General features: G+C 70.6%; 26 protein-coding genes. 12 read left to right on the top strand and 14 right to left on the bottom strand.

Going from position 1 to position 24939, the window contains the following annotated elements:
• Nucleotides 1–9 precede the first annotated feature (9 nt).
• Genes HQ603_RS06940 through HQ603_RS06925 form a run of 4 tightly spaced genes read right to left on the bottom strand, consistent with a single transcriptional unit; the run spans nucleotide 10 to nucleotide 3648 of the window.
• Entirely contained in the window at nucleotides 10–843 is an 834-nt protein-coding gene (locus HQ603_RS06940) for an ATP-binding cassette domain-containing protein (RefSeq protein WP_222683816.1), read from the bottom strand.
• Entirely contained in the window at nucleotides 840–1670 is an 831-nt protein-coding gene (locus tag HQ603_RS06935; RefSeq protein WP_222683815.1) for an ABC transporter ATP-binding protein, read from the bottom strand. Before HQ603_RS06935 ends, HQ603_RS06940 begins: the two co-directional genes overlap by 4 nt.
• 1 nt (nucleotide 1671) lies before the next feature.
• Complete coding sequence (locus tag HQ603_RS06930; RefSeq protein WP_222683814.1) at nucleotides 1672–2637, bottom strand: ABC transporter permease; 966 nt, start codon at nucleotides 2635–2637, stop codon at nucleotides 1672–1674.
• On the bottom strand, nucleotides 2638–3648 hold the full coding sequence (locus HQ603_RS06925; protein ID WP_261773492.1) for an ABC transporter permease: 1011 nt from the start codon (nucleotides 3646–3648) through the stop codon (nucleotides 2638–2640).
• Between the two features lie 280 nt (nucleotides 3649–3928).
• On the opposite strand from HQ603_RS06925, the gene HQ603_RS06920 reads away from it, so the two are divergent.
• The 6 genes from HQ603_RS06920 (at nucleotide 3929) to HQ603_RS06900 (ending at nucleotide 10364) form a co-directional block, all read left to right on the top strand.
• The gene (locus HQ603_RS06920) at nucleotides 3929–5503 is read left to right on the top strand and encodes an ABC transporter substrate-binding protein (RefSeq protein ID WP_222683813.1); all 1575 of its coding nucleotides are present in this window, start codon (nucleotides 3929–3931) and stop codon (nucleotides 5501–5503) included.
• A 14-nt stretch (nucleotides 5504–5517) separates the two neighbouring features.
• The gene (locus tag HQ603_RS06915) at nucleotides 5518–6699 is read left to right on the top strand and encodes a sialidase family protein (protein WP_308126395.1); all 1182 of its coding nucleotides are present in this window, start codon (nucleotides 5518–5520) and stop codon (nucleotides 6697–6699) included.
• Nucleotides 6687–7364, top strand: a complete 678-nt coding sequence (locus HQ603_RS06910) for an SDR family NAD(P)-dependent oxidoreductase (RefSeq protein WP_222683812.1) — start codon at nucleotides 6687–6689, stop codon at nucleotides 7362–7364. Before HQ603_RS06915 ends, HQ603_RS06910 begins: the two co-directional genes overlap by 13 nt.
• A 67-nt stretch (nucleotides 7365–7431) precedes the next feature.
• Nucleotides 7432–8538 carry a four-carbon acid sugar kinase family protein gene (locus HQ603_RS18845; RefSeq protein ID WP_261773491.1) on the top strand — a complete coding sequence of 369 codons (1107 nt, stop codon included), beginning with the start codon at nucleotides 7432–7434 and terminating at the stop codon, nucleotides 8536–8538.
• Nucleotides 8539–8547: 9 nt separating this feature from the next.
• Nucleotides 8548–9570, top strand: coding sequence for a 4-hydroxythreonine-4-phosphate dehydrogenase PdxA (gene pdxA / locus HQ603_RS18840; protein ID WP_261773490.1), 1023 nt, complete (start codon nucleotides 8548–8550; stop codon nucleotides 9568–9570).
• A gap of 26 nt (nucleotides 9571–9596) precedes the next feature.
• The gene (locus HQ603_RS06900) at nucleotides 9597–10364 is read left to right on the top strand and encodes a DeoR/GlpR family DNA-binding transcription regulator (protein ID WP_222683811.1); all 768 of its coding nucleotides are present in this window, start codon (nucleotides 9597–9599) and stop codon (nucleotides 10362–10364) included.
• Nucleotides 10365–10497: 133 nt separating this feature from the next.
• Here HQ603_RS06900 and HQ603_RS06895 read toward each other — a convergent pair whose 3' ends face one another.
• The 7 genes from HQ603_RS06895 to HQ603_RS06865 form a co-directional block, all read right to left on the bottom strand.
• The gene (locus HQ603_RS06895) at nucleotides 10498–10737 is read right to left on the bottom strand and encodes a helix-turn-helix transcriptional regulator (RefSeq protein ID WP_308126394.1); all 240 of its coding nucleotides are present in this window, start codon (nucleotides 10735–10737) and stop codon (nucleotides 10498–10500) included.
• 185 nt (nucleotides 10738–10922) lie between these two features.
• Complete coding sequence (locus HQ603_RS06890) at nucleotides 10923–12290, bottom strand: FAD-binding oxidoreductase (RefSeq protein ID WP_308126732.1); 1368 nt, start codon at nucleotides 12288–12290, stop codon at nucleotides 10923–10925.
• Between the two features lie 17 nt (nucleotides 12291–12307).
• On the bottom strand, nucleotides 12308–13117 hold the full coding sequence (locus HQ603_RS06885; RefSeq protein ID WP_222683808.1) for an alpha/beta fold hydrolase: 810 nt from the start codon (nucleotides 13115–13117) through the stop codon (nucleotides 12308–12310).
• 29 nt (nucleotides 13118–13146) lie between these two features.
• Nucleotides 13147–14619: a GntP family permease gene (locus tag HQ603_RS06880; RefSeq protein ID WP_222683807.1), complete on the bottom strand. Its 1473-nt coding sequence runs from the start codon at nucleotides 14617–14619 to the stop codon at nucleotides 13147–13149.
• 22 nt (nucleotides 14620–14641) lie between these two features.
• Complete coding sequence (locus tag HQ603_RS06875) at nucleotides 14642–15259, bottom strand: bifunctional 4-hydroxy-2-oxoglutarate aldolase/2-dehydro-3-deoxy-phosphogluconate aldolase (RefSeq protein WP_222683806.1); 618 nt, start codon at nucleotides 15257–15259, stop codon at nucleotides 14642–14644.
• A complete protein-coding gene (locus HQ603_RS06870; protein ID WP_222683974.1) occupies nucleotides 15256–16860 on the bottom strand; it encodes an N-acyl-D-amino-acid deacylase family protein in 1605 nt (534 codons plus the stop codon). The genes HQ603_RS06875 and HQ603_RS06870 overlap by 4 nt, the downstream gene beginning before the upstream one ends.
• A gap of 12 nt (nucleotides 16861–16872) precedes the next feature.
• The gene (locus HQ603_RS06865; RefSeq protein WP_222683805.1) at nucleotides 16873–18153 is read right to left on the bottom strand and encodes an alanine racemase; all 1281 of its coding nucleotides are present in this window, start codon (nucleotides 18151–18153) and stop codon (nucleotides 16873–16875) included.
• Between the two features lie 162 nt (nucleotides 18154–18315).
• Here HQ603_RS06865 and HQ603_RS06860 point away from each other — a divergent pair, with 162 nt between their 5' ends.
• From HQ603_RS06860 to HQ603_RS06850, 3 genes are read left to right on the top strand one after another with little or no spacing between them, the layout of a single operon-like run.
• Nucleotides 18316–19323 (top strand): sugar kinase, encoded by a 1008-nt coding sequence (locus tag HQ603_RS06860; RefSeq protein ID WP_308126393.1) that lies wholly within the window; start codon nucleotides 18316–18318, stop codon nucleotides 19321–19323.
• The gene (locus HQ603_RS06855) at nucleotides 19320–20087 is read left to right on the top strand and encodes an IclR family transcriptional regulator (protein ID WP_222683804.1); all 768 of its coding nucleotides are present in this window, start codon (nucleotides 19320–19322) and stop codon (nucleotides 20085–20087) included. The genes HQ603_RS06860 and HQ603_RS06855 overlap by 4 nt, the downstream gene beginning before the upstream one ends.
• Nucleotides 20084–20485, top strand: a complete 402-nt coding sequence (locus HQ603_RS06850; protein WP_222683803.1) for a RidA family protein — start codon at nucleotides 20084–20086, stop codon at nucleotides 20483–20485. The genes HQ603_RS06855 and HQ603_RS06850 overlap by 4 nt, the downstream gene beginning before the upstream one ends.
• Before the next feature lie 29 nt (nucleotides 20486–20514).
• On the opposite strand, the gene HQ603_RS06845 is transcribed toward HQ603_RS06850, so the two are convergent.
• Complete coding sequence (locus tag HQ603_RS06845) at nucleotides 20515–20952, bottom strand: SRPBCC family protein (RefSeq protein ID WP_222683802.1); 438 nt, start codon at nucleotides 20950–20952, stop codon at nucleotides 20515–20517.
• 130 nt (nucleotides 20953–21082) lie between these two features.
• Between HQ603_RS06845 and HQ603_RS06840 the strand changes: the two genes are divergently transcribed.
• Entirely contained in the window at nucleotides 21083–22123 is a 1041-nt protein-coding gene (locus tag HQ603_RS06840) for an SMP-30/gluconolactonase/LRE family protein (protein WP_222683801.1), read from the top strand.
• A 120-nt stretch (nucleotides 22124–22243) separates the two neighbouring features.
• Here the strand turns inward: HQ603_RS06840 and HQ603_RS06835 are convergent, their stop codons facing one another.
• A complete protein-coding gene (locus tag HQ603_RS06835) occupies nucleotides 22244–22900 on the bottom strand; it encodes an NUDIX hydrolase (RefSeq protein WP_222683800.1) in 657 nt (218 codons plus the stop codon).
• 61 nt (nucleotides 22901–22961) lie between these two features.
• Here HQ603_RS06835 and HQ603_RS06830 point away from each other — a divergent pair, with 61 nt between their 5' ends.
• The gene (locus tag HQ603_RS06830) at nucleotides 22962–23909 is read left to right on the top strand and encodes an ADP-ribosylglycohydrolase family protein (RefSeq protein ID WP_222683799.1); all 948 of its coding nucleotides are present in this window, start codon (nucleotides 22962–22964) and stop codon (nucleotides 23907–23909) included.
• Nucleotides 23906–24430: an O-acetyl-ADP-ribose deacetylase gene (locus tag HQ603_RS06825; protein WP_222683798.1), complete on the top strand. Its 525-nt coding sequence runs from the start codon at nucleotides 23906–23908 to the stop codon at nucleotides 24428–24430. Before HQ603_RS06830 ends, HQ603_RS06825 begins: the two co-directional genes overlap by 4 nt.
• On the opposite strand, the gene HQ603_RS06820 is transcribed toward HQ603_RS06825, so the two are convergent.
• Nucleotides 24408–24854 (bottom strand): DoxX family protein, encoded by a 447-nt coding sequence (locus HQ603_RS06820; protein ID WP_222683797.1) that lies wholly within the window; start codon nucleotides 24852–24854, stop codon nucleotides 24408–24410. The two genes, HQ603_RS06825 and HQ603_RS06820, sit on opposite strands and share 23 nt — an antisense overlap.
• Between the last annotated feature and the right edge of the window lie 85 nt (nucleotides 24855–24939).

Below are 24939 nucleotides of genomic sequence, written 5' to 3'. Positions count from 1 at the left end.
CCATGGTGGTCAGGCTCCTCGGGTGGCGACGGGGGCGGGTCGGCCGGACAGAACGTAACGCGGCTTGAGACCGACCATGGTGGTGGGGTCCAGCGCGGCGGCGCGCAGCGCCGCACTGTAGGGGTGCTGTGGGTCGGCCAGAACCGAGGCCGTGGAACCGAATTCGACGACGGCGCCCTTGCGCATGACGATCACGTGATCGCTGATCTCGCGCACGACTCCGAGGTTGTGCGAGATGAACACGTACGTGATGCCGGTGTCCTGCTGGATCGACCGCAGGAGGTCGAGCACCTGCGCCTGGACGGACACGTCGAGTGCGCTGGTGGCCTCGTCGCACACCAGGATCTCCGGTCCCGACGCCAGCGCGCGGGCGATGCCGATGCGTTGACGCTGGCCGCCGGAGAACTCCGCGGGACGCCGTCCGAGGGACGACGGCGGCAGCTGCACCTGGTCGAGCAGTTCGGCGGCGCGGCGGTGCCGCTCCGACTTCGACCGAATACCCTGCAGGCGCAAGGGTTCGCCGACGATGTCGACGGCGGTCAGGTGCGGATCGAGCGAACCGTACGGGTCCTGGAACACCATCTGCACCCGCGATCGGAACGGACGCAGCGCACGCTCGGACAGTCGTGCGATGTCCGTGCCGTCGATGAGGATCCGCCCGGACGTCGGGGTCAGCAGACGCACGATGGACTTGGCGATGGTCGACTTGCCGCACCCCGATTCCCCGACGACGGCGAGGGTGGAGCCCTTGTCGACGCTGAAGCTCACGTGGTCGACGGCGCGGAACGTTCCGGTGGCCACGGGGTAGTCGACGACGAGGTCCTCGACGGTGAGCAGGCTCATGCGAGCACTCCTTCGCGGGTGGCGGGGGCACCGGACCAGTCGCCGAGTTGGGGCACGGCGCCGAGCAGTTTCCGGGTGTAGGCGTGGGTGGGGTCGTCGACGAGGGTGCGGGCGTCGCCGCTCTCGACGAACGTGCCGGATTTCATGACGTGGATGCGGTCGGACATCAGTCGCGCGACCCCGAGATCGTGGGTGATGAGGAGCATGCCGATGCCGGTGCGTTCCTGCAGTTCGAGCAGCAGGTCGAGAATGCTCGCCTGCACCGTGACGTCCAGGGCGCTGGTCGGCTCGTCGGCGACGATCAGGGCGGGGTCGGCGGCCAGCGCACAGGCGATGAGCACGCGCTGGAGCATGCCGCCGGAGAGCTGGTGCGGGTACCGCCCGAGCTGATCGGCAGGGTTGACGATGTGCACCCGTTCGAGCAATTCGACGGCCCGAGCGGTCTGGGCGCTCTTCCCACGAATGCCGCCGTGGTGCACGGCTTCCCGCAGTTGCGAGCCGATGGTGTGGACCGGCGAGAGCGCCGTCATCGGGTCCTGGGGGATGAGGGCGATCTCGGACCCGCGCACCCGGCGCAACGCGGCATCGTCGCCGAGGATGTCGGCGGACTTCCACCGCGCCCGCCCGGACAGCACGGCCAGATCGGTCGGCAGCAGACCGAGCAGGCCCATGGCCGTCGTCGACTTGCCCGAGCCGGATTCGCCGATGATGCAGACCGTTTCGCCGGCTGCGATGGTGAAGGAGACGCCGTCGACCGCGCGGACGACACCCCGGTCGGTGATGAGCTCGATCTGGAGTTCGTCGACCGTGAGCAGGGATTCGCTCATGTCAGGCCTTCTTTCCCGAGAGTGCGACGCGGCCCAGTAGGGCGCGGAGGCCGGATCCGGCAGGCCGGTCACGCAGTCCGTCGCCGAGCAGGTTGACGCCGATCACGAGCAGGACGATCACCAGGCCCGGAAGGGTGACCAGCCACCACGAGGTGGTGATGTAGTCCTGGCCGTCGGAGATGATGCGACCCCAGGTCGCGAACGGGCGCTGCGGGCCGGCGCCGAGGTAGCTGAGCGCGGATTCGAGAAGCACCGCTTGCGCGAGGAGCAACAGCACCACCAGCGAGGTCTGCTTGATCACGTTGGGCACGATGTGCCGGGCGAGGATCGCGGTCTTCCCGAGCCCCAGTACCCGCGAGGCGGCGATGTAGGGCTTCTCCCGCTCGACGAGAACCAGAGATCGTGTGAGCCGGGCGATCTCGGGCCACTGCGCGATGGCGATGACGAAGGTGATGACCGGAATGGACGGGCCGAACAGCGCGACCACGAGCAGCAGCATCATCAACAGGGGAAGGGAGAGCTGCGCCTCCAGAAGACGGCTGACGACGGTGTCGACCCAGCCACCGAAGTAGCCGGCCATCGAACCGAGGACGAGGCCGATCACTCCGGAGACGAGGACGGCGAGAACACCCACGAGCAGCGAGACCTGGCCGCCGTAGAGGATGCGGGCCAGCAGGTCGCGGCCGAGCTGGTCGGTGCCGAACAGGTGCCCGTCCGTCAGCGGCGGCAGGCGGCGCGAGCCGAGGTCGGTCGCGTCGGGATTCTGCAGGGGCACTACGCGGGCGAAGGCGACGGGCAGGATCACGATCAGCGCGCAGACGCTGCCCACCCAGATCTTGAGGCGGCTGTCGCGGGCGCGCCGGGTGGCGCCGGCCGCGGCGAGGTGCTTCGGAGTGACCGCGGACGGTCGTTCCGGCGGCGTCGGGTCGGCCGGTGTCGGGCCCGACGCGTCGAGGGTGGCGGTCATCTAGGACGTTCCCTTCCCCAGCCGGACGCGCGGGTCCAGCAGCGGATAGCAGAGGTCGACGAGCAGTTGGACGAGGACGGCGAGCACGGCGGTGACGAGAACCGTGGCCTGGATGAGCGGGTAGTCGCGGGTCTCGAGTGCGCGAACCACGAGCGATCCGACGCCGGGCCAGGCGAACACGACCTCGACGACGACCACGCCGTTGAGCATCGAGGCGAAGCGGGTGCCGAGCGCGGTGAGCACCGGGATCGAGGAGTTGCGCAGGGCGTAGCGCCAGACGAGCCTCCGCTCGGACACACCGCGGGCGCGGGCGACCGTGGCGTACTGGGAGGAGAACGCGCCCACCATCTCTCGGCGCACCATCCGGGAGATGAGGGCGATCTGCAGGATCGCCACGGTCACCATCGGCAGGACGAGCGAGGACCACGTGGCGAAGCCGGCGGCGGGGAAGATCGGGAGCACCACCGCGAAGAGGGTGATGAGCATGAGGCCCGTCCAGAAGTCGGGCATGGACTGGCCGGCGATGGTGAGCACGTTCGCGCCCAGTTCGCGGCGGGTGTCCGCGCGACGGGCCATCCACACGCCCAGCGGGATGGCGAGCAGCGTGGTCAGGCCGATGGACGCGACGGTGAGCGTCAGGGTGTAGGGCAGGCGGTCCAGGACCACGTCGAACGCGGGTGCCTGGAAGGAGTACGACGTGCCCAGGTCCAGCTGGAGGAGTCCCTGGAGGTACTTCCAGTACTGCGTGACGATCGACTGGTCGAGGCCCATCGACTGGCGGATGCGCTCGATGTCCTCGCTGGAGGCGAGGGGTCCGGCCATGGCGTAGGCCGGGTCGCCCGGGGCCATGCGGACGAGGACGAACACGGTGGTGAGCGTCAGGAAGATCGCCAGTGCGCTCTGACCGAGGCGCTTGACGACGTAGCGCGCGGTGCCGGCCGAGCGAGACCGGGCCTTCGCCGGTGCCGCCGTCGTCGGCTCGTCGGCCGGCGCGATCATGCCGGCGGTCATCGCGCGCTCGACAGACGGTGACGTGAGCAGGGCTGATGCATCGAACGACCTTTCTGCGGACTCGACGCTCCGGGCGGGATCCGGGTACGGCACTTCCGTCTCCGGCGTCGTTGTAACTCAGCTCACAATGACACTCGTGCGCGAATCGCGCAAGTGGCAATCGGTAGTTGCGTGTTTCGTGCATATCTGCGTACAGTTCCGGTGTGCTCGCAGTCACAGCCCCGCCGTCGGCGACGGGCGTGGCGGGCCCCACGACATCCTCGATCGAAAGAGGTCGACCATGACCGATTCGCTGCTTCACCAGCGGTTCTCGCGGCGCAATCTGATGCGCGGCGGGCTGCTGCTCGGCGGCGGTCTCCTGCTCGGCGGGGCCGCCACCGGATGCGCGACGCCCACCGGTACGCCCGGACCCACCACCGTGAGCCTCGCGCTCAACCGGTCCCTGGTCAGCCTCGACAACAAGCTCAACCAGTTCGACGCCGCACTCACCGTGCAGCGCGGCGTCCGGCAAGCCCTCACCGAGATCGACGCGAACCTGAAGCCGCAGTTGGTCCTCGCCGATCGCTTCGAGCTGGTCGAGCCGACGCGGTGGTTCGTGCACCTGCGCGACGGCGTCCGCTACTCGGACGGCTCGCCGGTCCGCGTGGAGGACGTCGCCACCGCGCTGAAGATGTACAGCGAGGTGGACGGGTCCTTCGTCGGCGGGTTCTTCCCCGAGTGGCCCACCGTCGAACCGATGGACGCCTCGAGCTTCTCCCTGCTCACCACCAAGCCGGTGCCGGTGCTCGACTATCTGATGTCGAACATCCTCATCACCCCCGCGGCGGCCAACCGGCCCGAGGAGCTGCAGTCCGGCGTCGGATCGGGACCGTACGTGGTGACGTCCTCCGACCGCGGCACCGGCAACTACACCCTCGAGCGCAACACGCAGTACTGGGGACCGGCGCCCAACATCGAGACCGTCCGCGTGCGCTTCGTACCCGAGGAGTCCTCGCGGGTGGTCACGCTGCGTAGCGGGGAGGTCGACGTCATCGACTCGATCACTCCCGACGCCGCCGATCAGCTCGAGGGCCTGTCGAACGTCGGCGTGGAGCGGGTCGACGGAGTGCGTCTCAACCAGTTGTTCTACAACTTCCGCAAGCCGGCCGATCACCCGCTCGCGAACGCGCGGGTGCGCAAGGCGTTGACGTACGCGATCAACGGCCCCGCGCTGATCGATCAGGTCATGCAGGGATCGGCCACGGCCTCGCGGGGCGTGATCCCGTCCATCCTCGACGGCGCCATCGAGACGGGGGAGTACGTGTACGACCCCGCTCGTGCTCGCGGCGAGCTCGACGCGCTCGGCGTGCGGGACCTGAACCTCAAGATCATCTGGGAGTCCGGCGAATTCGCCGCCGACACCGACATCATGGAGTCGGTCGTGCAGATGTTCTCCGACATCGGGGTCCGGACGTCGTTGCAGCAGTTCGAGCCCGGCGGCGACATCATGCAGTGGCGCCAGGGCAAGGCCGGCGACTGGGACGTGCTGGGCAACGGCTTCCCCAGTCCCACCGGGCTCGCCATCACGATCATGCAGGGCATGTACGCCGGCACCCCCGAGAAGGAGGCGACCCGCGACACCTACCACGGGTACCAGTTCCCGGAGATCGCCGCGGCCATCGCGCGCGCGTCCGAGGAGGTCGACCCCACTCGCCGCGGGCAACTGCTCGCCGACGCCCAGCGGCAGATCTGGGACACCGTCCCGTGCCTCTGGTCGTTCGTCCCGAAATCCGTGCTGGCCAAGCGCGATCGGATCCAGGACGTCACGCTGCGCCCGACCAACTCGTACAACCTGTCCGCCGCCACCCTCGTCTGAACGGGAGATTCGCCGTGACCACCGCCCTCGATGCCGACGGCATCGTTCGTCCCACCGCCGACACCGGCCGTCGGGACGCCCTGCTGTTCCCGCCCGAGGTCCAGAATCACGCCGCGAATCTCGCCGTGCTGCCGGACGGCACTCTGGCCTGCGTCTGGTTCGCCGGAACGCAGGAAGGCGTGCCGGACATCAGCGTCTGGTTCTCCCGCCGCGAGGGCGACGCGTGGTCCGAGCCCGTACGGCTCTCGGACGACCCCGGGCGCTCCGAACAGAATCCCGTCCTGAACGTGCGGGCGTCGGGTGAGGTGTGGTTGCTGTGGACCTCGCAGCACGCCGGCAACCAGGACACCGCACGCGTGCTGCGTCGCGTGTCGACCGACGGGGGCCGCACCTGGGGCGCCACCGACGTCCTGGTCCCCGAGACCGACGCGGGCGGCGTCTTCGTCCGGCAGCCGATGGTCACCCTGCCGTCGGGCCGCATCCTGCTCCCGGTCTTCCACTGCGTGAGGATCGACGGCCGGAAGTGGGTGGGCGATCGCGACTACTCCGGCGTGATGATCTCCGACGACGACGGTGCGTCCTGGCGCGAGGTCACCGTGCCGGAGAGCACGGGATGCGTCCACATGAACATCGGCCGGCTGTCCGACGGGCAACTCGTCGCGCTCTACCGCAGCCGCTGGGCCGACCACGTGTATCGCTCGGTCTCCGACGACGACGGCGAGACGTGGAGTGCGCCCGAGCCGACCGAGCTGCCGAACAACAACTCGTCGGTGCAGTTCGTCGTGCTGGACGGCGATCGACTTGCGTTGGTGTACAACGAGTCCAGTCGCGCGGACGCGACCGAGCGGCGGCTCTCGCTCTACGACGAGATCGACGACGACGGCATCGCGGAGACGCAGGGCACGGTGGAGGAGAGCGCACCGCTCACCGACGGCGATCCGCGTCAGGCGTTCTGGGGTGCCCCGCGCGCGCCGATGACGCTCGCGCTGTCCGACGACCGCGGAGTGACCTGGCCGCGCCGACGGAATCTGGAGGAGGGCGACGGCTACTGCCTGTCCAACAACTCCCGCGACGGCCTCAATCGTGAGTTCTCGTACCCGTCGATCGTCGCGGACGGCACGACGCTGCACGTGGCGTTCACCCGCTTCCGGCAGGCCATCGAGTACTGCGAGCTGACCCCCGAGTGGCTCTCGTGAAGCACGCCGTCGTCACCGGCGTCAGTTCCGGCATCGGCGCCGCCGTCGCGACCACCCTGGTGGACGAGGGTTGGCGCGTCACCGGTCTGAGTCGGCGTGAACCCGAGGTCGTCGGACTCGACTGGATCGAGGCCGATCTCGCGGATCTGGACCGGGTGAGTGCCGTCGCGGCCGAGCTGGCCGACGTCGATGCGGTGGTGCACGCGGCCGGTCTGCAGCGCTCGGCGCCGCTGGGCAGCTTGGACGTCGCCGATCTGGAGGCGATGTGGCGCGTCCACGTCGCCGCCGCCGAGGTGCTGGTGAACGGGGTGGTGGACCGTATCGCCGACGGCGGTCGCATCGTCCTCATCGGCAGCCGGACCATGACCGGGAACGCCGGCAAGAGTCAGTACGTCGCGACCAAGTCGGCGTTGACGGGCATGTCGCGGTCGTGGGCCATGGAACTGGTCTCGCGCGGTATCACCGTGAACGTGGTCGCGCCCGGGCCGACCGACACGGCGATGCTCGGCGACCCGTCGCGCGCGCACACGCCGCCCCGGACTCCGCCGCTGGGCTCGTTCATCGAGCCCGCCGAGGTGGCCGGTCTGACCGCATTCCTGCTCGGTCCGCTGGGCCGCAACATCACGGGCCAGACCATCGTGCAGTGCGCCGGAGCGTCACTGTGATGCTGCGCGAAACACGCAATACACGTACGATTGGTTGCGTGGTTCGCGCAACGAGGGAGGTGGCGACATGACCCGCACCGTGGTGCTGGCCGACGACCTCTCCGGCGCGGCCGAGGTGGCCGGAATCGTGCTCGAGCGCACGACGGATCTCGAACTGTCACTCTCCGGTGTTGACGGGCTGACCGCGACCGTCGGCATCGTCGATCTCGACACCCGGTCGCGATCGACGGCCGAGGCCGGCGCCCGCCTGTCCGCCGCGCTCGACGCCGTGCCCACGGAAACGCGCGTCGTCGTCAAGATCGACTCCTTGCTGCGCGGTCACGTCGCCGCCACCGTCGAGGTGCTGGCCCGCCGCGGCCGCGTCGTGGTCGCCGCCGGTCATCCCGGTCTCGGCCGAGTCGTCCGAGACGGCGTGTTGTTCGTGAACGACGTTCCGCTGCACCGCTCGTCGGTGTGGAACGCCGAGCCCGGCCACCCGCCCGCGACCGTGCGCGACGTCGTCGGGACAGCACCGTCCGTCGCCGTGCCCGACGTGGCCGGCGATCGCGACCTCGACGACGTCGTGGCGTCGGTCGCCGCCGACCCGGACGCCGTCCTCGTGGGGTCCGGCGCCCTCGCCGCCGCGGTGGTCCGCACACTGCCCGCGGTGGACGCGGCCGCGGACACGACGACCCACGGATCGTCGCGTGACGTCCTCACGGTCGTCGGCACCGCTTCTGCCGGCGCCCGCGACCAGGTCGCCCGGCTGGCCGAGGACGGTGTTCCCGTCGTGTCGGTCGACGCCGCGGCCGTCGTCGCGGGACGCGCGTCGACCGCGGAGCTCGAGAGCGTCCTCGCTCGGGGCTCCGCCGTGCTCATCGTCTCGGGCCCACTCGACCCGTCCGCCTCCGGCCGCCTGGTCGCCGCGCTGGGGCAGTTCGTCTCCCGCGTGGTCGCGGGGCGCAGCGTCGATCTCGCCCTCACGGGCGGGGAGACCGCCCGCGCCGTCGTCGACGCGCTCGGCATCACCACCCTGCGGCCCGTCGGCCGGGTTCACTACGGCGCCGTCGTTCTGCGAGCCCCGGACGGCCGCCGCGTCGTCACCCGACCGGGCAGCTTCGGCGACCGCCACAGCCTGTCCGCCATCCACGCCCACCTCGCCGGCCTCTCCGTCGGTACCGTCTCGCAGAGCTGAGGACCCACCATGACGTCCACCCCCACCCTCGACCTTCCGGTCGTCGCCCTCACCATGGGGGACGCAGCCGGTATCGGGCCCGAGGTCATCGTGCCCGCTGTCCTCGACGACCGGGTCGCCGCGTGGTGCCGGCCCGTCGTCATCGGCGACGTGGCCCGGTTGCGTTCCGCGGCATCGATTCTCGGTGTCGACTGCGAGGTTGTCGCCGTCGACCACGTCCGCGACGCCGAGTTCCGGCGGGGGCGGATCAACGTGGTCGATCTCGGTTTGATCCCGGACGACCTGCCCTGGGGCGAGCTGTCCTCCGTGGCCGGTCACGCCGCCTACGAGTACATCCGGGTCGCCAGCGAGCTCGCGGTGGCCGGCGACGTCCAGGCCATCTGCACGGCCCCGCTGAACAAGGAGGCGCTCCACGCTGCCGGGCACGTCTTCCCTGGCCACACCGAGCTTCTCGCGCATCTCACGGGCACCGAGGAGGTGTCGATGATGCTGTCGACACCGAAGCTCAAAGTGATCCACGTGACCACCCACATCGGACTGCTCGACGCGGTGGCGAAGATCGAGCCGGGTCTGGTGGAGCGGACGGTGCGGCGGGGACACGACGCCCTGGTGCGCTCGGGCACCCCGAACCCGAAGATCGGCCTGTGCGGCATCAATCCCCACGCCGGAGAGAACGGGCTGTTCGGCTACGGCGAGGAGGATCTCAAGATCGTTCCGGCCGTGGAGGTTCTGCGTGCGGACGGTATCGACGCTGTGGGGCCGCTGCCCGCCGACACCGCGTTCTTCCTCGCCGGCCGCGGCGATTACGACCTCATCGTCGCGATGTACCACGACCAGGGGCACGGACCGGTGAAGGTGCTGGGAATCGAAGCAGGCGTGAACATCACGGTCGGCCTGCCCGTCATCCGAACGTCCGTCGACCACGGCACGGCCTTCGACATCGCCGGCAAGGGGATCGCCGAACCGGGCAGCATGGTCGAGGCGCTCCGGCAGGCGGCAGAACTCGCGACCAGCACCACCCCCGTCGGCTAGGTTCGGGTCGGAGCGAAGGAGGACCGGTGGCGGTACGGGAGTCGGAGGTGCGGCGCGCGGAGATCGTGCGACTGGCCAAGACCAGTGGTCTGGCGAGCGTCGACGAACTCTCGGCGCAGTTCGGCGTGACCGCGTCGACCATCCGCCGCGACCTCTCCCACCTGACGACGCGGGGTCTGCTCGCCCGCACCTACGGCGGCGCCATCGCCCTCGATCCGCACCCCGAGTCCTCGATCCGCCAGCGAGCGGTGGAAGGCTTCGATGCCAAGCGAGCGATCGCGAAGTGGGCCGCGGGCGAGGTGCAGCCGGGTGAGACGGTGCTGCTGGACGCCGGCACCACCGTCGGGGCGATGGGCGAGTTCCTCCGGGACCGCCCCCGACTCACGGTGATCACCGCGGGACTCACCGCCCTCGAGTCGTTGGCCGACGCGGACGACGTGCGCGTCGAATGCCTCGGCGGAACGCTGCGGCACCTGTCCCAGGGCTTCGTCGGCCCGCTCGCCGAGGCGTCCCTCGCCCGGGTGTCCTACGACCGCGCTTTTCTCGGGGCGGATGCGGTGACCGCGGACCGGGGAATCTGCGAGGCCGAGATCGAGCAGACCCGGTTGAAGGAACTGATGATGGATCGCGCCGGCAGCATCTACGTGCTGGCGCACGCCGCCAAACTGGGACGCCGACCGTTCCACGCCTGGGCGCCGCTGCCGGCCGGGGTGACGCTGGTGACCGACGCGTCGGCCACCGATTCCGACACAGCGCCGTTCGAGGACGCCGGTATCACCGTGGTGCGCGTGTAGCCGCGTCGGTGTGACCCCCCGGGGCCTCGACCACCGGTGCCGTGACCGCCCGATCCGCTTCCGTTCCAGCGATCCGCGTCGGTTGCAGCAGGCGCGGATCCCTGGACGTCGCGCGGATCGGCCGGGAGGGCCGTCAGAGCTCGTCGAGGGTGATGTACCCGTCCTGCAGGGCCCGCGCGACCAGCGCGGCCTTGGAGTTGGCGGACCGGCCGACGGCCTCGTACTTGTCGCGGACGCGGGCGATGTGGGTGCCGACGGTGGCGGGGGAGATGTACAGCGACCGCGCGACGTCCCCTTTGGAATCGCGCACGATCCACTCGAGCAGAACTTCGACCTCCCGCGCACTCAAGGCGGGGCGCTCCCTGTCGTCCATGATCGTCTGCATCCGTTTCCCCCCGGTCGGTCCGTGCGGCGTCGTTCGACCGCTGGAACAGACCGTAAATTCCGATCGGGGGACCGCGACAGACCCCAATTTCGGGGGCAAGGCGGAGAAGAGTGCTGAGCACATGCAACCACACGGTGCGGGCCGGCGTCTGTCCCCCGAGCAAGGGACAGTCGTCAGGTCGCGACGATCTTGCCCGGGTTCAGGATCCCGTGCGGGTCGAGCGCGGCCTTGACCGCGCGGTGCATGGCCAGCACCACCGGGTCCAGTTCGCGCGCCAAGCCGTCCATCTTCAGCAACCCGACCCCGTGTTCACCGGTGACCGTTCCGCCCAATTCGAGTGCGGCGGTGATGATGTCGTCGAACGCGGCGCGGGCACGATCGCGCGCGGCGTCGTCGTCACGGGGTGCGACGAGAAGTGGGTGGAGGTTGCCGTCGCCGGCGTGGGCGATGTTGGCGATCACGGTGTCGTGGCGGCGACCGATGGCCTCGATCCGGGCGAGCATCTCCGGCACGTGCCGTTTGGGCACGCACACGTCCTCGGTGAGAACGGGGCCGAGCCGCTCCATCGCCGGGTAGGCCAACCGGCGCGCGGCGAACAGGGCGTCCGATTCGGCCTGGTCGGTGGACACAGCGGACCAGGTGGCGCCGGCGTCGTCGAAGCACGCCGACATCCGGGTGGCCTCCGCGTCGCCCTCGACGCCCGGGGTGTCCACCCGGCCCAGCAGCACGACGTTCGCGTCGACGGCGAGTCCCATGTTCTTCCACGCGTCGACGGCCACGAGGCACTGCCGGTCGACCAACTCCAGTGCGGACGGCGTGAGGCCCGCGGCGGCGACGGCGGCGACGGCCCGTCCGGCGTCGACGATCGAGTCGAAGTAGCCGGCCACCGTGCGCGGCGGGTGCTGCAGCGGGCGCAGCCGGACGGTGACCTCGGTGACGATGCCGAGGGTGCCTTCGGAGCCGACCATCAGGGAGGCGAAGTCGTAGCCCGCCACACCTTTGGCGGTGCGTCGACCCAGGCGGACCAGCTCGCCGCTGCCGGTCACCACCTGCAGTTCGAGGACGTAGTCGCGGGTCACGCCGTACTTGACGCAGCACAGTCCGCCGGCGTTGGTGGCGACGTTGCCGCCGATGGTCGACCAGGGCGAGCTGGCCGGGTCCGGCGGGTACCAAAGCCCGTGTTCGGCGCAGGCCTCACGCAGGTGGTCGTTGATCACGCCGGGCTGCACGACGGCGTAGCGCTCGAGGGTGTCGATCTCGACGATGGAGTTCATCGCGTCGAGTGCGACGACCACGCACCCGGCGACGGCATTCGCCCCGCCGGACAGACCCGTTCCGGCCCCGCGCGTGACGACGGGCGTTCCGGTCTCGACGCAGGCGAGGACGACGGCGCGCACCTCTTCGGCCGAGCGGGGTCGCACGACGGCGGCGGGCTCGCCGTGCGGTGCCCACTCGGCCTCGTCGTGCACGTAGGAGGCCACGACGTCGGGATCGAGCAGGAGGCGATCCGCGGGCAGGGCGCTTCGGAGTGCGTCGACCACGGCCGACCCGACCGCGGTCACGGTCGCCCCATGAAGTCGAGCAGCGCGGCGTTCACCGCGTCGGGTCGGTCGAGGTTGGCGGCGTGACCGCAGTCCTCGATCACCACCGACTGGCCGAGCGGGTTGTCGGCCACCGCGGCGGCCGAATGCTCGGCGGGCCAGAACTGGCTGTCACGAGCCGCGAGCATCAGCACCGGCACCTCGGCACCGGCGATCGTTCCGCGCCAGTCGCGGCGAGCATGGTCGTCGAGCAGCGCGCGCATCGGCGCGGTGTCGGGTGACGCCATTCGCGGCACACCCCGCAGGCGCAGAGCCAGTTTCGCCATCGGCATCACGGACTTGCGGGTGGGCCGTCCGCGTCCGGTGTCCGGGATGCCGCCGTCGAAGAACCCGTCGACGGTCGCCTCGGTGAGACCGTGGAAGCCGTACGGCCAGTCGGCATCGGACACCATCTTCGGCGTCTGGTCGATCGAGACCACCGCGCGCAGCCGATCGGTGCCGAACGTGTCGACGTACGACCACGCGGTACTCGCGCCCATCGACCCCCCGATCAGCGCGACGTTCTCGAGGGCGAGCGCGTCCAGAAGGTCGTGGAGGTCGCGGCCGTGGCGGTCCATCGTCGCGCCGTGCTCGGGCGACTCGGATTCCCCGTGACAGCGTCGATCCCAGGCGATCACGCGGTAGCCCGCGTCGACCAGGGCGTCCTGCTGGAACACCCAGGTGGTCGCGGGAGCGCAGAACCCGGCGATCAGCACGATCGCCGGGTTCGGGCCGCCGGTGTCGGTGTACGCCAGGGTGACTCCGTCGTCGGTGACGAACGTGGGCACGGATACCTCCCGGCGAGGGTCGACAGTGGTCAGGCGATGATCGCGAACAGCACGCCCGCGACGGCGAAGCTCACCACCGACAGTACGGTCTCGAGCACCGTCCAGGTCTGCAGCGTCTGCTTGACCGTCATGTTGAAGAACTTCGCGATGATCCAGAACCCGCCGTCGTTGACGTGGCTGAGGATGATCGACCCCGCGGCGATCGACATCGCGATCAGAGCTACGGCCACCGGCGAGTAGTCCTGGGCCGCCACGAGCGGTCCGACGATGCCGCCGGTGGTGACGATGGCGACCGTCGCCGAGCCCTGGGCGATGCGCAGGGCGCAGCTGATGATGTACGCCAGCACGATGATCGGCAGCCCGGCGGCGGACATGGTGTCCGCGAGCGCCGTCCCGATGCCGGTGGCCGAGATGACCTTGCCGAAGAACGCGCCGGCACCCACGACGAGCAGCAACATGCCGACCGGGCGGAGGGATTCGCCGGTGAGCGTGGACAATTCCTGCACCGTCGAGCCACGGCGGATGCCGAGGACGTAGAACGCGATGAGCACGGCGATCAGCAGTGCCACCGCGGGCGTGCCGAAGAAGGTGAGCACCTGCAGAAGGCGACCCTCGTCGAGCAGGATCGTGCCGAAGGTGGCTCCGAGGATGAGGATCAGCGGAACGGCGATGATGGCGCCGATGGTGCCCACCGACGGCGGGGTGGTGACGCGGGGACGCGCGGTGGTCACGGCGGTGCCACCGGAGACGTGCGGGCCGTCCTGGTCGGAACCGGTAGACGTGCCGCTGGTGGCGGCGTCGGCGTCGTTGACGAAGTCCTCGGGCACCTCGACGATCACACGCTTGCCGATGTAGCTGCCCCACAGCAGGCCCGCGGCGATGAAACCGGGGATGCCGCAGACGAATCCCATGAGGATGAGCCAGCCGAGATTGACCTCGAGCAGGCCGCCCAGGGCGACCGGGCCGGGGTGCGGCGGGAGGAACGCGTGGGTCATCGACAGGCCGGCGAGCATCGGCATCGCGTAGAGCACCAGCGACTTGCCGCCCTGACGTGCGGCGACGTAGACGAGCGGTGCGAGGACGAAGATGCCGATGTCGAAGAACACGGGGATTCCGAAGATGAGCCCGAGCAGACCCATGGCGATCGGCGCTCCGCGCTCACCGAACACACCGAGCAGGCGCGCCGTGAGAGCCTGTGCGCCGCCGGACCGTTCGAGGATCGCGCCCAGCACCGTGCCGAGACCGATGATGACCGCGATGTGGCCGAGGATGCCGCCGAAGCCGGTCTCGAGAATGGAGTCGCCGCTCTTGATGGCGGTGCCGACGATCTGCGAGACGGGGAGTCCGGCCGCCAGGGCGAGCCCGAGACCCACGATCAGCAGGGCGATGAACGGTTCCAGCTTGATCTTGATGATGACGAACAGCAGTACCGCGATCGCGATACCGCAGAGCACGAGCAGTCCGGGTGTGGACGTCCGGAGCCAGTCGACGACGGAACTCATGGGGGTGTGCCTTTCGAGGGGGTTACGGGCGCGCGATCGCGCGGACGAAGTGGGCGGCGCGGGAGGTGATGTCGTCCCACCGACCGGCGGCGACGGCATCGGGCGGAACGACGTCCGTTCCCGCGGTGACGGCGACGGCGCCGCGCGCGAGGAAGTCGGCGGCGTTGTCGGCGTTGACACCACCGGACGGAATCAGGGCGGTGTCCGGGAAGGGTCCGCGCAGATCGCCGAAGTAGGAGGGCCCGAACAGCTTGGCAGGAAACACCTTCACCGCGGCGGCGCCCAGATCGACGGCGACCATGATCTCGGACGGGGTGAGCGCGCCCATGACCACCGGGACGTTCCGCTCGGTCGCGACGCGGGCGACGTCGGGCCGGAGGCCGGGGGTGACGAGGAACGTGGCGCCGCTGTCGATGGCGGCCGCGGCCTGCTCGGCGGTGACGACGGTGCCCGCACCCACCACGGCACCGGATGCGGCGGCCTTCTCGAGGCAGGACAACACGTCCGGGGTGGTGAACGTCAGCTCGACGGCGCGCAGACCGCCCGCGGCGAGGGCCTCGGCGAGGGCGACCGGGTCGGGGATCGCGGGCGCGCGCACGACGACGAGCGCGCGGTCCTCGAGGACGGTGGAGATACTCATGCGGTTCCTGTCGGAGAGTGGCGGAGGGAGCGGCCGGCGAGCACGCCGGTGGGTGCGCCGTCGCGGACGGCGAACCGGCCGGCGACGAGAACGTGGGGGATGCCGGCGGCGGCTTGCTTCGGATGGTCGAAGGTGGCGGTGTCCCGGACGGTCTCGGGATCGAGCACCACGAGGTCGGCGGCGTGGCCGGGGCGGACGAGTCCGCGGTCGCGCAGCGACAGGCGCGCCGCGGGGCGACCGGTGAGGTGGTGGATGCACTCCTCGAGCGACAGCAGCCCGATCTCGCGCACGTAGTGGCCGAGGTAGCGGGGGAACGTGCCCCAGGCGCGCGGGTGCGGGCGGTCGCCGACGAGGATGCCGTCGCTGCCGCCCATGTGGTGCGGGTGCACCATGATCGCGCGCACGTTCTCCTCGTGGCCCACGTGCTGGAGAATCGTCGTGGCGAACGCATCCCGTTGCAGCACATCGAAGAACACGTCCACGGCGGGTCGATCCTCCGCGCTCGCGATCTCGGCGACGGTCCGGCCCACGTAGGGATCGAGCTCGGGATTGGCCACCCCGCTCAGCTGGATGGTGGTCCAGTCGACCGTGACACCGTGGCACCCGTCCGAGCCGTAGCGGGTGACGTCGTCGGTGATGCGTCGGCGAGCGTCGGGGTCGGTCAGACGAGAGAGGGCGGCGTCGAGGCCGCCGGACATCGCCCAGCTCGGCAGGAGCGCCGAGAGGGTGGTGGCACCGGGTAAGTACGGGTAGGTGTCGAGCGTGATGTCGCACCCCTCGGCCACGGCGGCGTCGACCAGCTCGAGGAATTCCCCGGCGCGGCCGCGGTTCTCCTCGAAGTTCATCGTGGCGTGGGTGAGGTGGAGCGCGCAGCCGGTCTCGCGGGCGAGGTCGATCATCTCCCGGTAGGCGTCCAGCGCACCCCGGCCGTACGAGCGGGTGTGCGGAGCGTAGAACCCGCCCCGGCGCGCCACCACCTCGCAGAGGGCCCGCAGTTCGCCGGTGTCCGCGTACATGCCCGGCGTGTAGGTGAGGCCACTGGACATACCGACGGCGCCCTCGTCCATCGCGCGATCGACCATCTCGGCCATGCGGTCGACCTCGCGGCGCGTGGCCGGTCGCTGGTCGGCGCCCACCGCCAGGTAGCGCAGCGTGCCCTGCGGGACGAGATACGCCGCATTGGGGGTGATGCCGGTGTCGAGTCGGTCGAGGTACTCACCGACCGTGCGCCAGGAGAAGTCGAAGTCCGCGGGATTGCCGTTCCACCCGGCGATTTGGCGTCGCACCACGGCCAGGGTCGCGTCGTCGATCGGCGCGTACGAGAGCCCGTCCTGACCGATGACCTCCGTCGTCACGCCTTGGGTGATTTTGGCGACGTGGCCGGGGTCGGTGAGCAGACCGAGGTCGGAATGGGCGTGCATGTCGACGAATCCGGGGGCGACGACGTGCCCGGCGGGGACGTCGACGACCTCGCCGGCGTCGACCGGCGTACCGGCCGGAACGACGTCGTGAATGCGGCCGCCGGCGACGAGCACGTCGGCGCGGACCCGGGCGGCGCCCGTGCCGTCGACGACGTCACCGCCGCGCAGAATCAGATCGATCACGGCGCGCTCCTAGAAGAAGGTGTGGATCAGGTCGACGACGCGCGGGTTCGCGCCGTCGGCGTCGTCGACGACGGGCAGCAGGCGCCACTTGTCGAAGGCGGTGCAGGGATGCGAGAGGCCCAGTCGCACGACGCTGCCGACGGGGGCGTGGTCCGGGCCGGCGCTCGGCATGCGCAGGAAGGCGTGCTGGTCGTTCACGGCCGAGATGTGCTGGTCGGCAGGGACATCCGCGGTGTCGATCCGCTGCGGGGTGGGCAGGCCCTCGTCGAAGGGCACGTCCCGCTTGCCCGCGTCGAGCAGGGCCAGCTCGGGCTCGGGGCGCGAGACCACACGGGCCCAGCCGTGCATGGCCGACGCGAGATGGGCTGCGCCGACGCGGGATTCGATCAGCGGCGAGATGTCGGCGTAGAAGCCGTCGTCGTGGACGAGGTAGGCGCCCGACCGCAGGACGACGCGCGTGGGAACAGTGACGTTCTCGGTGAGTTCGGCGAGGTGCCGGACGACCAGATCGGGATACGCGCTGCCGCCCGCGGTGACGACGGCGGCGCCCGGGTACAAATTCTGGTCGACGAGCGTGCGGTGCAGGTCGGCGACCGCGTCGAGATACCGGGCGACGGCGGCGAGTCCGTCGGGCGTCCGGTCGTGGGCGAGTGCGCCCTCGTACCCGCCGACGCCCGCGAGGGCGAGGCCGGGAGTGTCCGCGACGCGGCGGGCGACCGCGACGGCGGCGTCGACGGTGCGCGCGCCCGTCCGTCCGTGCGGCCCACCCAGTTCGACGACGACGTTCACCGGGCGTCCGGGAGAGCCGAGAATCTCGGCCATGCGGACGACGGTCTCCTCGCTGTCGGCCCAGCAGAGGAAGTCGAACTCCGGGTGCTCGTCGAGCTCGGCCGAGATCCACCGCAGGGCAACGGGATCGACCAGGGCGTTGGCCAGCATGATGCGCTGCACGCCGAACGCGCGGGCGAGCTGGACCTGCCACGGGGTGGCGAGCGTGATCGCCCAGCTCCCGGCGACGAGCTGCTCGCGCCACAGTGCGGGAGCCATCGTGGTCTTGCCGTGGGGAGCGAGGTCGACGCCGGCGGCCGCCGCCCAGTCCGCCATCACGGCGATGTTGGACGTCAGACGCGTCCGATCGAGGGACACGACGGGAGTCTGGAAGTCCGCCAACGTCGGTCCGGTGCCGAGGAACTCGTCCACGGTGAGTCCCCACGACGACGGCGGGACGGACTTGTGTTCGGGGCCGAGGCGTCGCTCGCGCAGGGCGTCGACGGTGCGCCTGTCGATCATGGGTTGTCCTCCGGTCGGGCTCGGATCGGCACCGTTCTGCGGCGATCCCGGCAACCGTTGCGTAATATGCAACGCTGATTGCACAATGTGTTCAGTGTCGTTAGTCTGCAACGAGACCGGCAGGAATGGCGAGAGAATGCTGAGAAGAGCGAGGATCCGACTGTGACGAGCCCCCGAGCGGTGTGTGTCGGCGAAGGGCTCGTGGTGATGGTCGCCGAGCCCGGCCCGCTCGAGCACTCCGGCCACTTCGTCCGCGGCGCCGGCGGAGCCGAGGCCAACGTCGCCCGCGTCCTCGCCCGGCTGGGCGTGGACACCGCCTGGGCCTCCCGCGTCGGCGACGACGGCTTCGGCCGCTACCTGCGGTCCGATCTGGTCGAGGCCGGCGTCGACACCTCCGCCGTGCTCGTCGACCCCACCCGCTCCACCGGCCTCTACGTCAAGGAGCGGGGTGCGGGCACCGCGCACCCCTACGACCTCGCGCTGGGCGACAGTCGCATGGCGTACTTCCGCTCCGGGTCCGCCGCGAGTGCCCTGTGTGCGGACGACGTCGAGTGGATCGGCGAGCGACTGGGCCGCACCGACCTCGTGCACGTCAGCGGGATCACCCTGGCGCTCTCCGATTCCGCGCGCACGGCGGTCGAACGCATCCACACTCTCGGCGCCGCGGTGAGCTTCGACCTCAATCACCGCCCCACGCTGTGGAACTCGGGTGTCGAGGCGGCGCGCGTACTCGGCGAGCAGGTGCGCCGGAGCGACATCGTGCTCCTGGGCGCCGACGAGGCCGAGGTGGTCTTCGGGACCGGGGATCCGGCCGCGCTGCGCGCCCTGTTCCCCGAGCCGCGGCGCCTGGTGATCAAGAACGATTCCGCGGCCGTCACGGCGTACGACGGCGAGCGGTCGGTCGTGGTGCCCGCCGTACGCGTGGAGGTGGTCGAGAAGATCGGTGCGGGAGACGCATTCGCCGGCGGCTATCTCGCGGGTGTCCTGCACGGCGTCGGGACCGTCACTGCCGTGCGGTGGGGGCATCTGTGCGCGGCGGCCGCGCTGACGGCGCACGGGGACGGCGCCGCCGTGCCCACCGTCACGGACCTGGCCGCGGCCGCGGACGTCACCGACGACGCATGGTCGAGGCTGGCCTGGGTCGACGTGGCCGGATCGGTGGCGTCGTGAGTCAGTCTCTCGCACGAGCATTGACCATTCTGCGGGCCCTGGCCGACGGCCCGCGGTCCCTCGACGACCTCGCCGCGCACGTGGAGGTGCACAAGACGACGGTGCTGCGGCTGCTGCGAACGCTGGAGGCCGACCGCGTCGTCACCCACGATGCCGAGCACCGATATCGGTTGGGCGCCGGGCTGTTCGAGCTGTCCAACCGCGCGCTCGAGCACCGCGACGTCCGCGTGATCGCACGCCCGCATCTGGTGGCGCTCAACGCCGACACCCGGCAGACGGTGCACCTGGCCACCTACGAGTCGGGCGAGGCGATCTACGTCGACAAGCTCGACGCGACCCAGAGCGTCCGGATGTACTCGCGGGTGGGCAAACCCGCTCCGCTGCACTGCACGGCCGTGGGCAAGATCCTCGTCTCCGGGCTGCCCGCCGACGAGCAGGACCGCATCGCCCACCGGCTGGAGTACACGCGCTTCACCGAGCGCACCATCGACTCGCCGGAGCGGTACCTGGCCGAGCTCGCTCTGGTGGCGCAGCAGGGCTTCGCGGAGGACCGCGAGGAACATGAATCGTTCGTCAACTGCATCGGCGTGCCGGTGCGGGACGGAACGGGCGCGATCGTCGCTGCGGTGTCGATGTCGGTGCCCGACATGTTGCTGGACCACGCCCGCGTGCTGGGCACCCTCCCTCGGGTTCGAGCCGCCGCCGACGCCGTGTCGGTGGAACTGGGCTGGAGCCCCCCGTCGTCCCCGGAAGGACCTCGATGACCGAGAAGATCGCCGTACTGACCACCGACGCGCCCGCCCCCGCGCACACGTTCTCCCAGGGCGTCCGCAAGGGCAACTTCGTCCAGGTGTCCGGCCAAGGGCCGGTGGACCCCGCGACCAGCGAATACCTCTTCCCCGGCGACGTCGCCGCGCAGACCACCCGCACCCTGACCAACGTCAAAGCCATCGTCGAGGCGTCCGGGGCCACCTTCGACGACGTGGTGATGCTCCGCGTCTACCTGACCAAACGCGAGGACTTCGCCGTCATGAACGACGCCTACGGTGCCTTCGTGCTCGAGCACACGCGCGGCGACGTCCTGCCCAGCCGCACCACGGTGTTCACCGGACTGCCGCGCGAGGAGATGCTGGTGGAGATCGACGCGGTGGCCATTCTCTGACGCGATGCGTTCTCCGAGGTCCGACGCGGCTAGACCTCGAGACGCTGCCGGATGTTCCGATCGGTCATCGCCACGCCCTGCCCGATGAACGGCTCGACGATCTTGGCCAACGCTCGCCCGGTGAGCCCGCCGGGGAACTCGTAGCCGAACTCGACGTCGGCGCGGCACCGGGCGTCGTCGATCGGGGTGACCCGCCACCGCGAACTCGTCTCGAAGCCGGCGACGGACCGCAGCGCGAACACCTCGTCGTCCACCCACTCGACCACGTCCAGGGTGGACCGCAGCGTCTTCGGGCCCAGCTTCATCACGGCGTCGAATCGGTCACCCACGTCCCGGCTCACCGGCCGCACCGGGTCGAAGGCGGTCACCCCGAACATCCAGTGCGGCACGTTCTCGTGGTCGGACAGGTACGCGAAGGCGTCGGACGCCGGGACGGCGATCTCGACCTCGCGGGTGATGACGGGCATGCGTCCTCCGTGTTCGACCGCCCGCATCTCGGGTGGCCCCTGGCCTGACGACCGTAGGCCGTGTCCCGAGGTCGACGGGGGTGAAACGCGGACCTGTGTCGTGAGACGACAAATCGGGCACTCCCGGATCATGTCCAGACTGCGCACTCCCGTCGTCGCCTCGGTCGGCGTCCTCGCCCTCGTCCTGTCCGGTTGTTCGTCGTCGCAGGACGGCGAACCGACGGCCGAACCATCGGCGTCGGCGGCCGCCACCTCGGCGTCGGCGGGGCCGTCGGGACCGTCGTCGGCCGCCACGCCGTCGTCGGGATCGGCGTCCGTCTACCGCCTGCCGGGAACGGGCGTCTTCCCGGAGGGGATCACCGCCGACGACGACACGTTCTGGGTGACGTCGACCTCCGACGGGGCGGTGTTCCGCGGAACGGTCGGCGACGAGGAAGTCCGGCCGTTCCTGGCGCCGGGGGAGAACGGGCGCACGGGCGCGGCCGGTCTCGACGTCGAGGACGGGGACGACGACGAGACCGGCGTCCTGGTGATCGCCGGCGGCGCGACCGGTCGGGTGTGGGTGCACGACGCGGAGACCGGCGCGCTGCGAGCGACCCTGACGAACGGTCTGGGCGCGGACGCCACGTTCCTCAACGACGTCGTCGTGGGAGACGACGGCGAGGCCTACGTGACCGATTCCCGCAGCCCCGTGCTGTGGCGCGTGCCGCCGAACGCGCAGGGTGACGGGCAGCTCGAGCCGGCGGTGACCTTCGACGGCACGCCCTTCGTGTACGGCGAGGGCTTCAACGCGAACGGCATCGTCGAGGTCGACGACGACGCCCTGGTGATCGTGCAGTCCTCCACCGGCAACCTCTACCGCGTCGACGGTGTGTCGCGGGAGGTGACGCAGGTCGACCTCGGCGGCGCCACGCTGCAGAACGGTGACGGTCTCGAGTACGACGACGACACGCTGTACGTGGTGCGCAACCGCGACGGTCTGATCGCGCGCGTCGATCTGTCCGACGACGGCCGGTCGGGTCGCGTCACCGGGGAGATCCGCGACCCGAGCTTCGCGTACCCCACCACCGTCGCCGCGGTCGACGACCGGCTGCTCGTGGTGAACAGTCAGTTCGACAAGCGGGGCGGGGAGCCGGTGGAGCCGTTCACCGTGAGTGCCGTCCCGCGCTGACCGATCAGCCGCCGAGGAGTGCGGCCATGGTTCTCAGCCGCCGAGGAGTGCGGCCATGGTTCTCAGCCGCCGAGGAGTGCGGCCATGGTTCTCAGCCGCCGAGGAGTGCGGCCATGGTTCTCAGCCGCCGAGGAGTGCGGCCATGGTCCTGGGAAACGACGCATCCGGTCGACGCTCGTAGAGCTCGGCCGGTCGGCCACCGTCGACGGCGGTGACCTCCCCGGTGCCCTGGATCGCGCCGAGGGCGTGTCGGCGGAAGGTGTCCTTGGGCAGCGTGCGGTCGAAGACGACTTCGTAGAGACGTCGCAGGCGCAGCAGGGTGAATCGGGGCCCGAGCAGCCCCGACGGGTCGGGGGCGTCGGTGTAGCGCGTGCGGAGATCCTCGACGGCCGCGGTGACCATGTCGGCGTGGTCGAAGGCCATCGGCACGGTGGGCCGGCCGTGCTCGACGTCCACCGTGCGGCCGTCGGGCGGCAGGGCGGACGCGGCGACCTCCGTGGAGTGCGCCATCGACAGGACCCATCCACGGTCGTCGCGGTCCGGCGCGTCGAACATGCGGAGCTGGTGGAAGGCCACCTCCTCGATGCCGGCCTTGGTGCGCAGCGCGCGACCGGCCGCGTCGGCCAGGGTCTCGCCGGGGTGCAGGAACGTGCCGGGTAGAGCGTGGCCCCACCGGGAGTCCACGGTCACGACCGCCAGCCCGTGGTCGGTGACGGTGAGCACGGCGACGTCGACCGCGACGGACGGGCGGGGGAAGTCGGTGAGGTCTGACGGCACGCTTGCATCTTAGCGCAAGACTGATCTATAGTTAGCGCATAATCGAGCAAAGGGGTGCGCAATGCTGACGACGGATCGGATCGACCGGGCCGAGGGTGTCCTGCTGGGAACAGCGGCGGGCGACGCCCTCGGGGCGGGCTACGAATTCGGGTATCCCACCCCCGATCAAAAGATCGCGATGATCGGGGGTGGGCCGTTCGACTGGGCGCCCGGTGAATGGACGGACGACACGTCGATGGCTCTGTGCGTCGCCGACGCGCTGGCTCTGTGCGTCGCCGACGCACTCGCCGGACACGCCGACGCCGGATTGCTCGACGCCGTCGCGGCGAATTTCGTGACCTGGTACGACACACGGCCGCCGGACATCGGGAACCAGACGCGGGCCGTGCTCTCCCACCGCGATCCGTCGGCCGATGCGATGACTCGGCGAGCCGCCGGTCTCTCGGGCCGAACCGGGGGCAACGGCTCGCTCATGAGAACGGCGCCCGTCGCCCTGGCGTTCCTGCACGACGGGCGCGCGCTCGCCGACGCGGCCACCCGCATCAGCGCGTTGACCCACTCCGATCCACAGGCCGGGGAGGCGTGCGCCCTGTGGTCCGTCGCCATCCGCCACGCGGTGCTGCACGGAACGTACGACGGCCTCCGCCTCGCCCTGTCCGCGGACCCCGTCCTGTCGAACATTTGGTCGCCCCTGCTCGAGGCGGCGGAAACCGGAACGCCGGCGGACTTCGCGAACAACGGGTGGGTGGTCCACGCCCTGCAGACCGCGTGGTGGGCCATCGCCACGACGGAGGAGGACGAGCGGCAACTGCCGCGGGCGCTCGAGAAGTGCGTCCGGGCCGGCGGCGACACCGACACCACGGCGGCCATCGCGGGTGGCCTGCTCGGCGCTCGCTGGGGGCGTTCGGCGATCCCGGCGGAGTGGATCGAGTTGCTGCACGGGTACCCCGGACGCCGAGCGGCCGACCTGATCACCCTGACCCACACCCTCACGGACGGAGCGTCATGACCACCTCGGGACCCCGGCGACTCGACGTCGTCCTCGGCGACATCACCACGGTCCGGGCGGACGTGGTGGTCAACGCCGCCAACTCCACCCTGCTCGGCGGCGGCGGGGTGGACGGCGCGATCCATCGGGCCGGCGGGCCGGCGATTCTCGACGCCTGCCGCCTGCTGCGCGCGACGACGCTCCCGAACGGACTCGACGTCGGCGCCGCCGTCGCCACGACGGCGGGTCACCTGCCGGCGCACTGGGTGATCCACACCGTGGGCCCGCGGTACTCGGCACGCGAGGACCGGTCGCCGCTGCTGCGGGCTGCGTACGAGCGGTCGTTGATCCTGGCCGACTCGCTGGGAGCCTCGTCGGTCGCGTTCCCGCTGATCTCCGGCGGCGCCTACGGGTGGCCGGTCGAGTCGGCCGCGCGGGAGCAGATCCGGGCGATCCGCGGCGCCGCCACGGCCGTCGACGTGGTCACGGTCGTGGCCTTCTCCGCCGCCGTCCGAGACCTCACGCTGCGCGCGATGGCCTAGCGCGGTCGCGCCATGCGGCCCACGCGCCGGTACTCCACAGCGCCCAGCCGATGAGCAGCGGCTGGAACAGGAGTCGGATCGCGCGGGCGTTGTCGCTGTCGAGGCCGAACGCGTCCGTGCCGGTCAGATACTGCGAGACGTTGCCGGGGAACACCGCGACGAAGAACGCGGCGACGATCCACCCGACGACGGTCCGTCGCCACCCGGAGAGCAGGAGCACCCCGAGCACCACCTCGACGACGCCCGACGCGAGCACCACCGCGTCGACGTCGAGAGGTACCCACGTCGGGACCTGGGCGCGGAATTCCTCACGCGCCCAGAACAGGTGGGACAGACCCGCGAAGGTGAGGAAGGCGCCGAGAAGCACGCGGGTGACGGTGCGCGGCGCCGACGTCCGGTGGTCCGCCGCGGGTCGTGTCGTCATGTCCGCCAACCTACGCGGCGGATGGGTCTGCACTCGAGGTGATTCTGAACCTGGACCCGAGGCGGGCGGCCGACGACCGTCGTCG

The sequence above is a fragment of the Rhodococcoides corynebacterioides genome, from assembly GCF_019834675.1.
GTDB classification, from domain to species: Bacteria; Actinomycetota; Actinomycetes; order Mycobacteriales; family Mycobacteriaceae; genus Rhodococcoides; species Rhodococcoides corynebacterioides_A.
Note: the sequence above shows the minus strand (reverse complement) of the source record. Positions and strands in the feature narration are given on the sequence as shown.

Coding starts and splice junctions, on each gene's coding strand:
- HQ603_RS06920 (WP_222683813.1), top strand. CDS start 3,929: ATGACCGATTCGCTGCTTCACCAGCGGTTCTCGCGGCGCAATCTGATG.
- HQ603_RS06880 (WP_222683807.1), bottom strand. CDS start 14,619: ATGAGTTCCGTCGTCGACTGGCTCCGGACGTCCACACCCGGACTGCTC.
- HQ603_RS06940 (WP_222683816.1), bottom strand. CDS start 843: ATGAGCCTGCTCACCGTCGAGGACCTCGTCGTCGACTACCCCGTGGCC.
- HQ603_RS06925 (WP_261773492.1), bottom strand. CDS start 3,648: ATGACCGCCGGCATGATCGCGCCGGCCGACGAGCCGACGACGGCGGCA.
- pdxA (WP_261773490.1), top strand. CDS start 8,548: ATGACGTCCACCCCCACCCTCGACCTTCCGGTCGTCGCCCTCACCATG.
- HQ603_RS06930 (WP_222683814.1), bottom strand. CDS start 2,637: ATGACCGCCACCCTCGACGCGTCGGGCCCGACACCGGCCGACCCGACG.
- HQ603_RS06830 (WP_222683799.1), top strand. CDS start 22,962: ATGCTGACGACGGATCGGATCGACCGGGCCGAGGGTGTCCTGCTGGGA.
- HQ603_RS06820 (WP_222683797.1), bottom strand. CDS start 24,854: ATGACGACACGACCCGCGGCGGACCACCGGACGTCGGCGCCGCGCACC.
- HQ603_RS06935 (WP_222683815.1), bottom strand. CDS start 1,670: ATGAGCGAATCCCTGCTCACGGTCGACGAACTCCAGATCGAGCTCATC.
- HQ603_RS06850 (WP_222683803.1), top strand. CDS start 20,084: ATGACCGAGAAGATCGCCGTACTGACCACCGACGCGCCCGCCCCCGCG.
- HQ603_RS06845 (WP_222683802.1), bottom strand. CDS start 20,952: ATGCCCGTCATCACCCGCGAGGTCGAGATCGCCGTCCCGGCGTCCGAC.
- HQ603_RS18845 (WP_261773491.1), top strand. CDS start 7,432: ATGACCCGCACCGTGGTGCTGGCCGACGACCTCTCCGGCGCGGCCGAG.
- HQ603_RS06825 (WP_222683798.1), top strand. CDS start 23,906: ATGACCACCTCGGGACCCCGGCGACTCGACGTCGTCCTCGGCGACATC.
- HQ603_RS06865 (WP_222683805.1), bottom strand. CDS start 18,153: ATGATCGACAGGCGCACCGTCGACGCCCTGCGCGAGCGACGCCTCGGC.
- HQ603_RS06875 (WP_222683806.1), bottom strand. CDS start 15,259: ATGAGTATCTCCACCGTCCTCGAGGACCGCGCGCTCGTCGTCGTGCGC.
- HQ603_RS06840 (WP_222683801.1), top strand. CDS start 21,083: ATGTCCAGACTGCGCACTCCCGTCGTCGCCTCGGTCGGCGTCCTCGCC.
- HQ603_RS06895 (WP_308126394.1), bottom strand. CDS start 10,737: ATGGACGACAGGGAGCGCCCCGCCTTGAGTGCGCGGGAGGTCGAAGTT.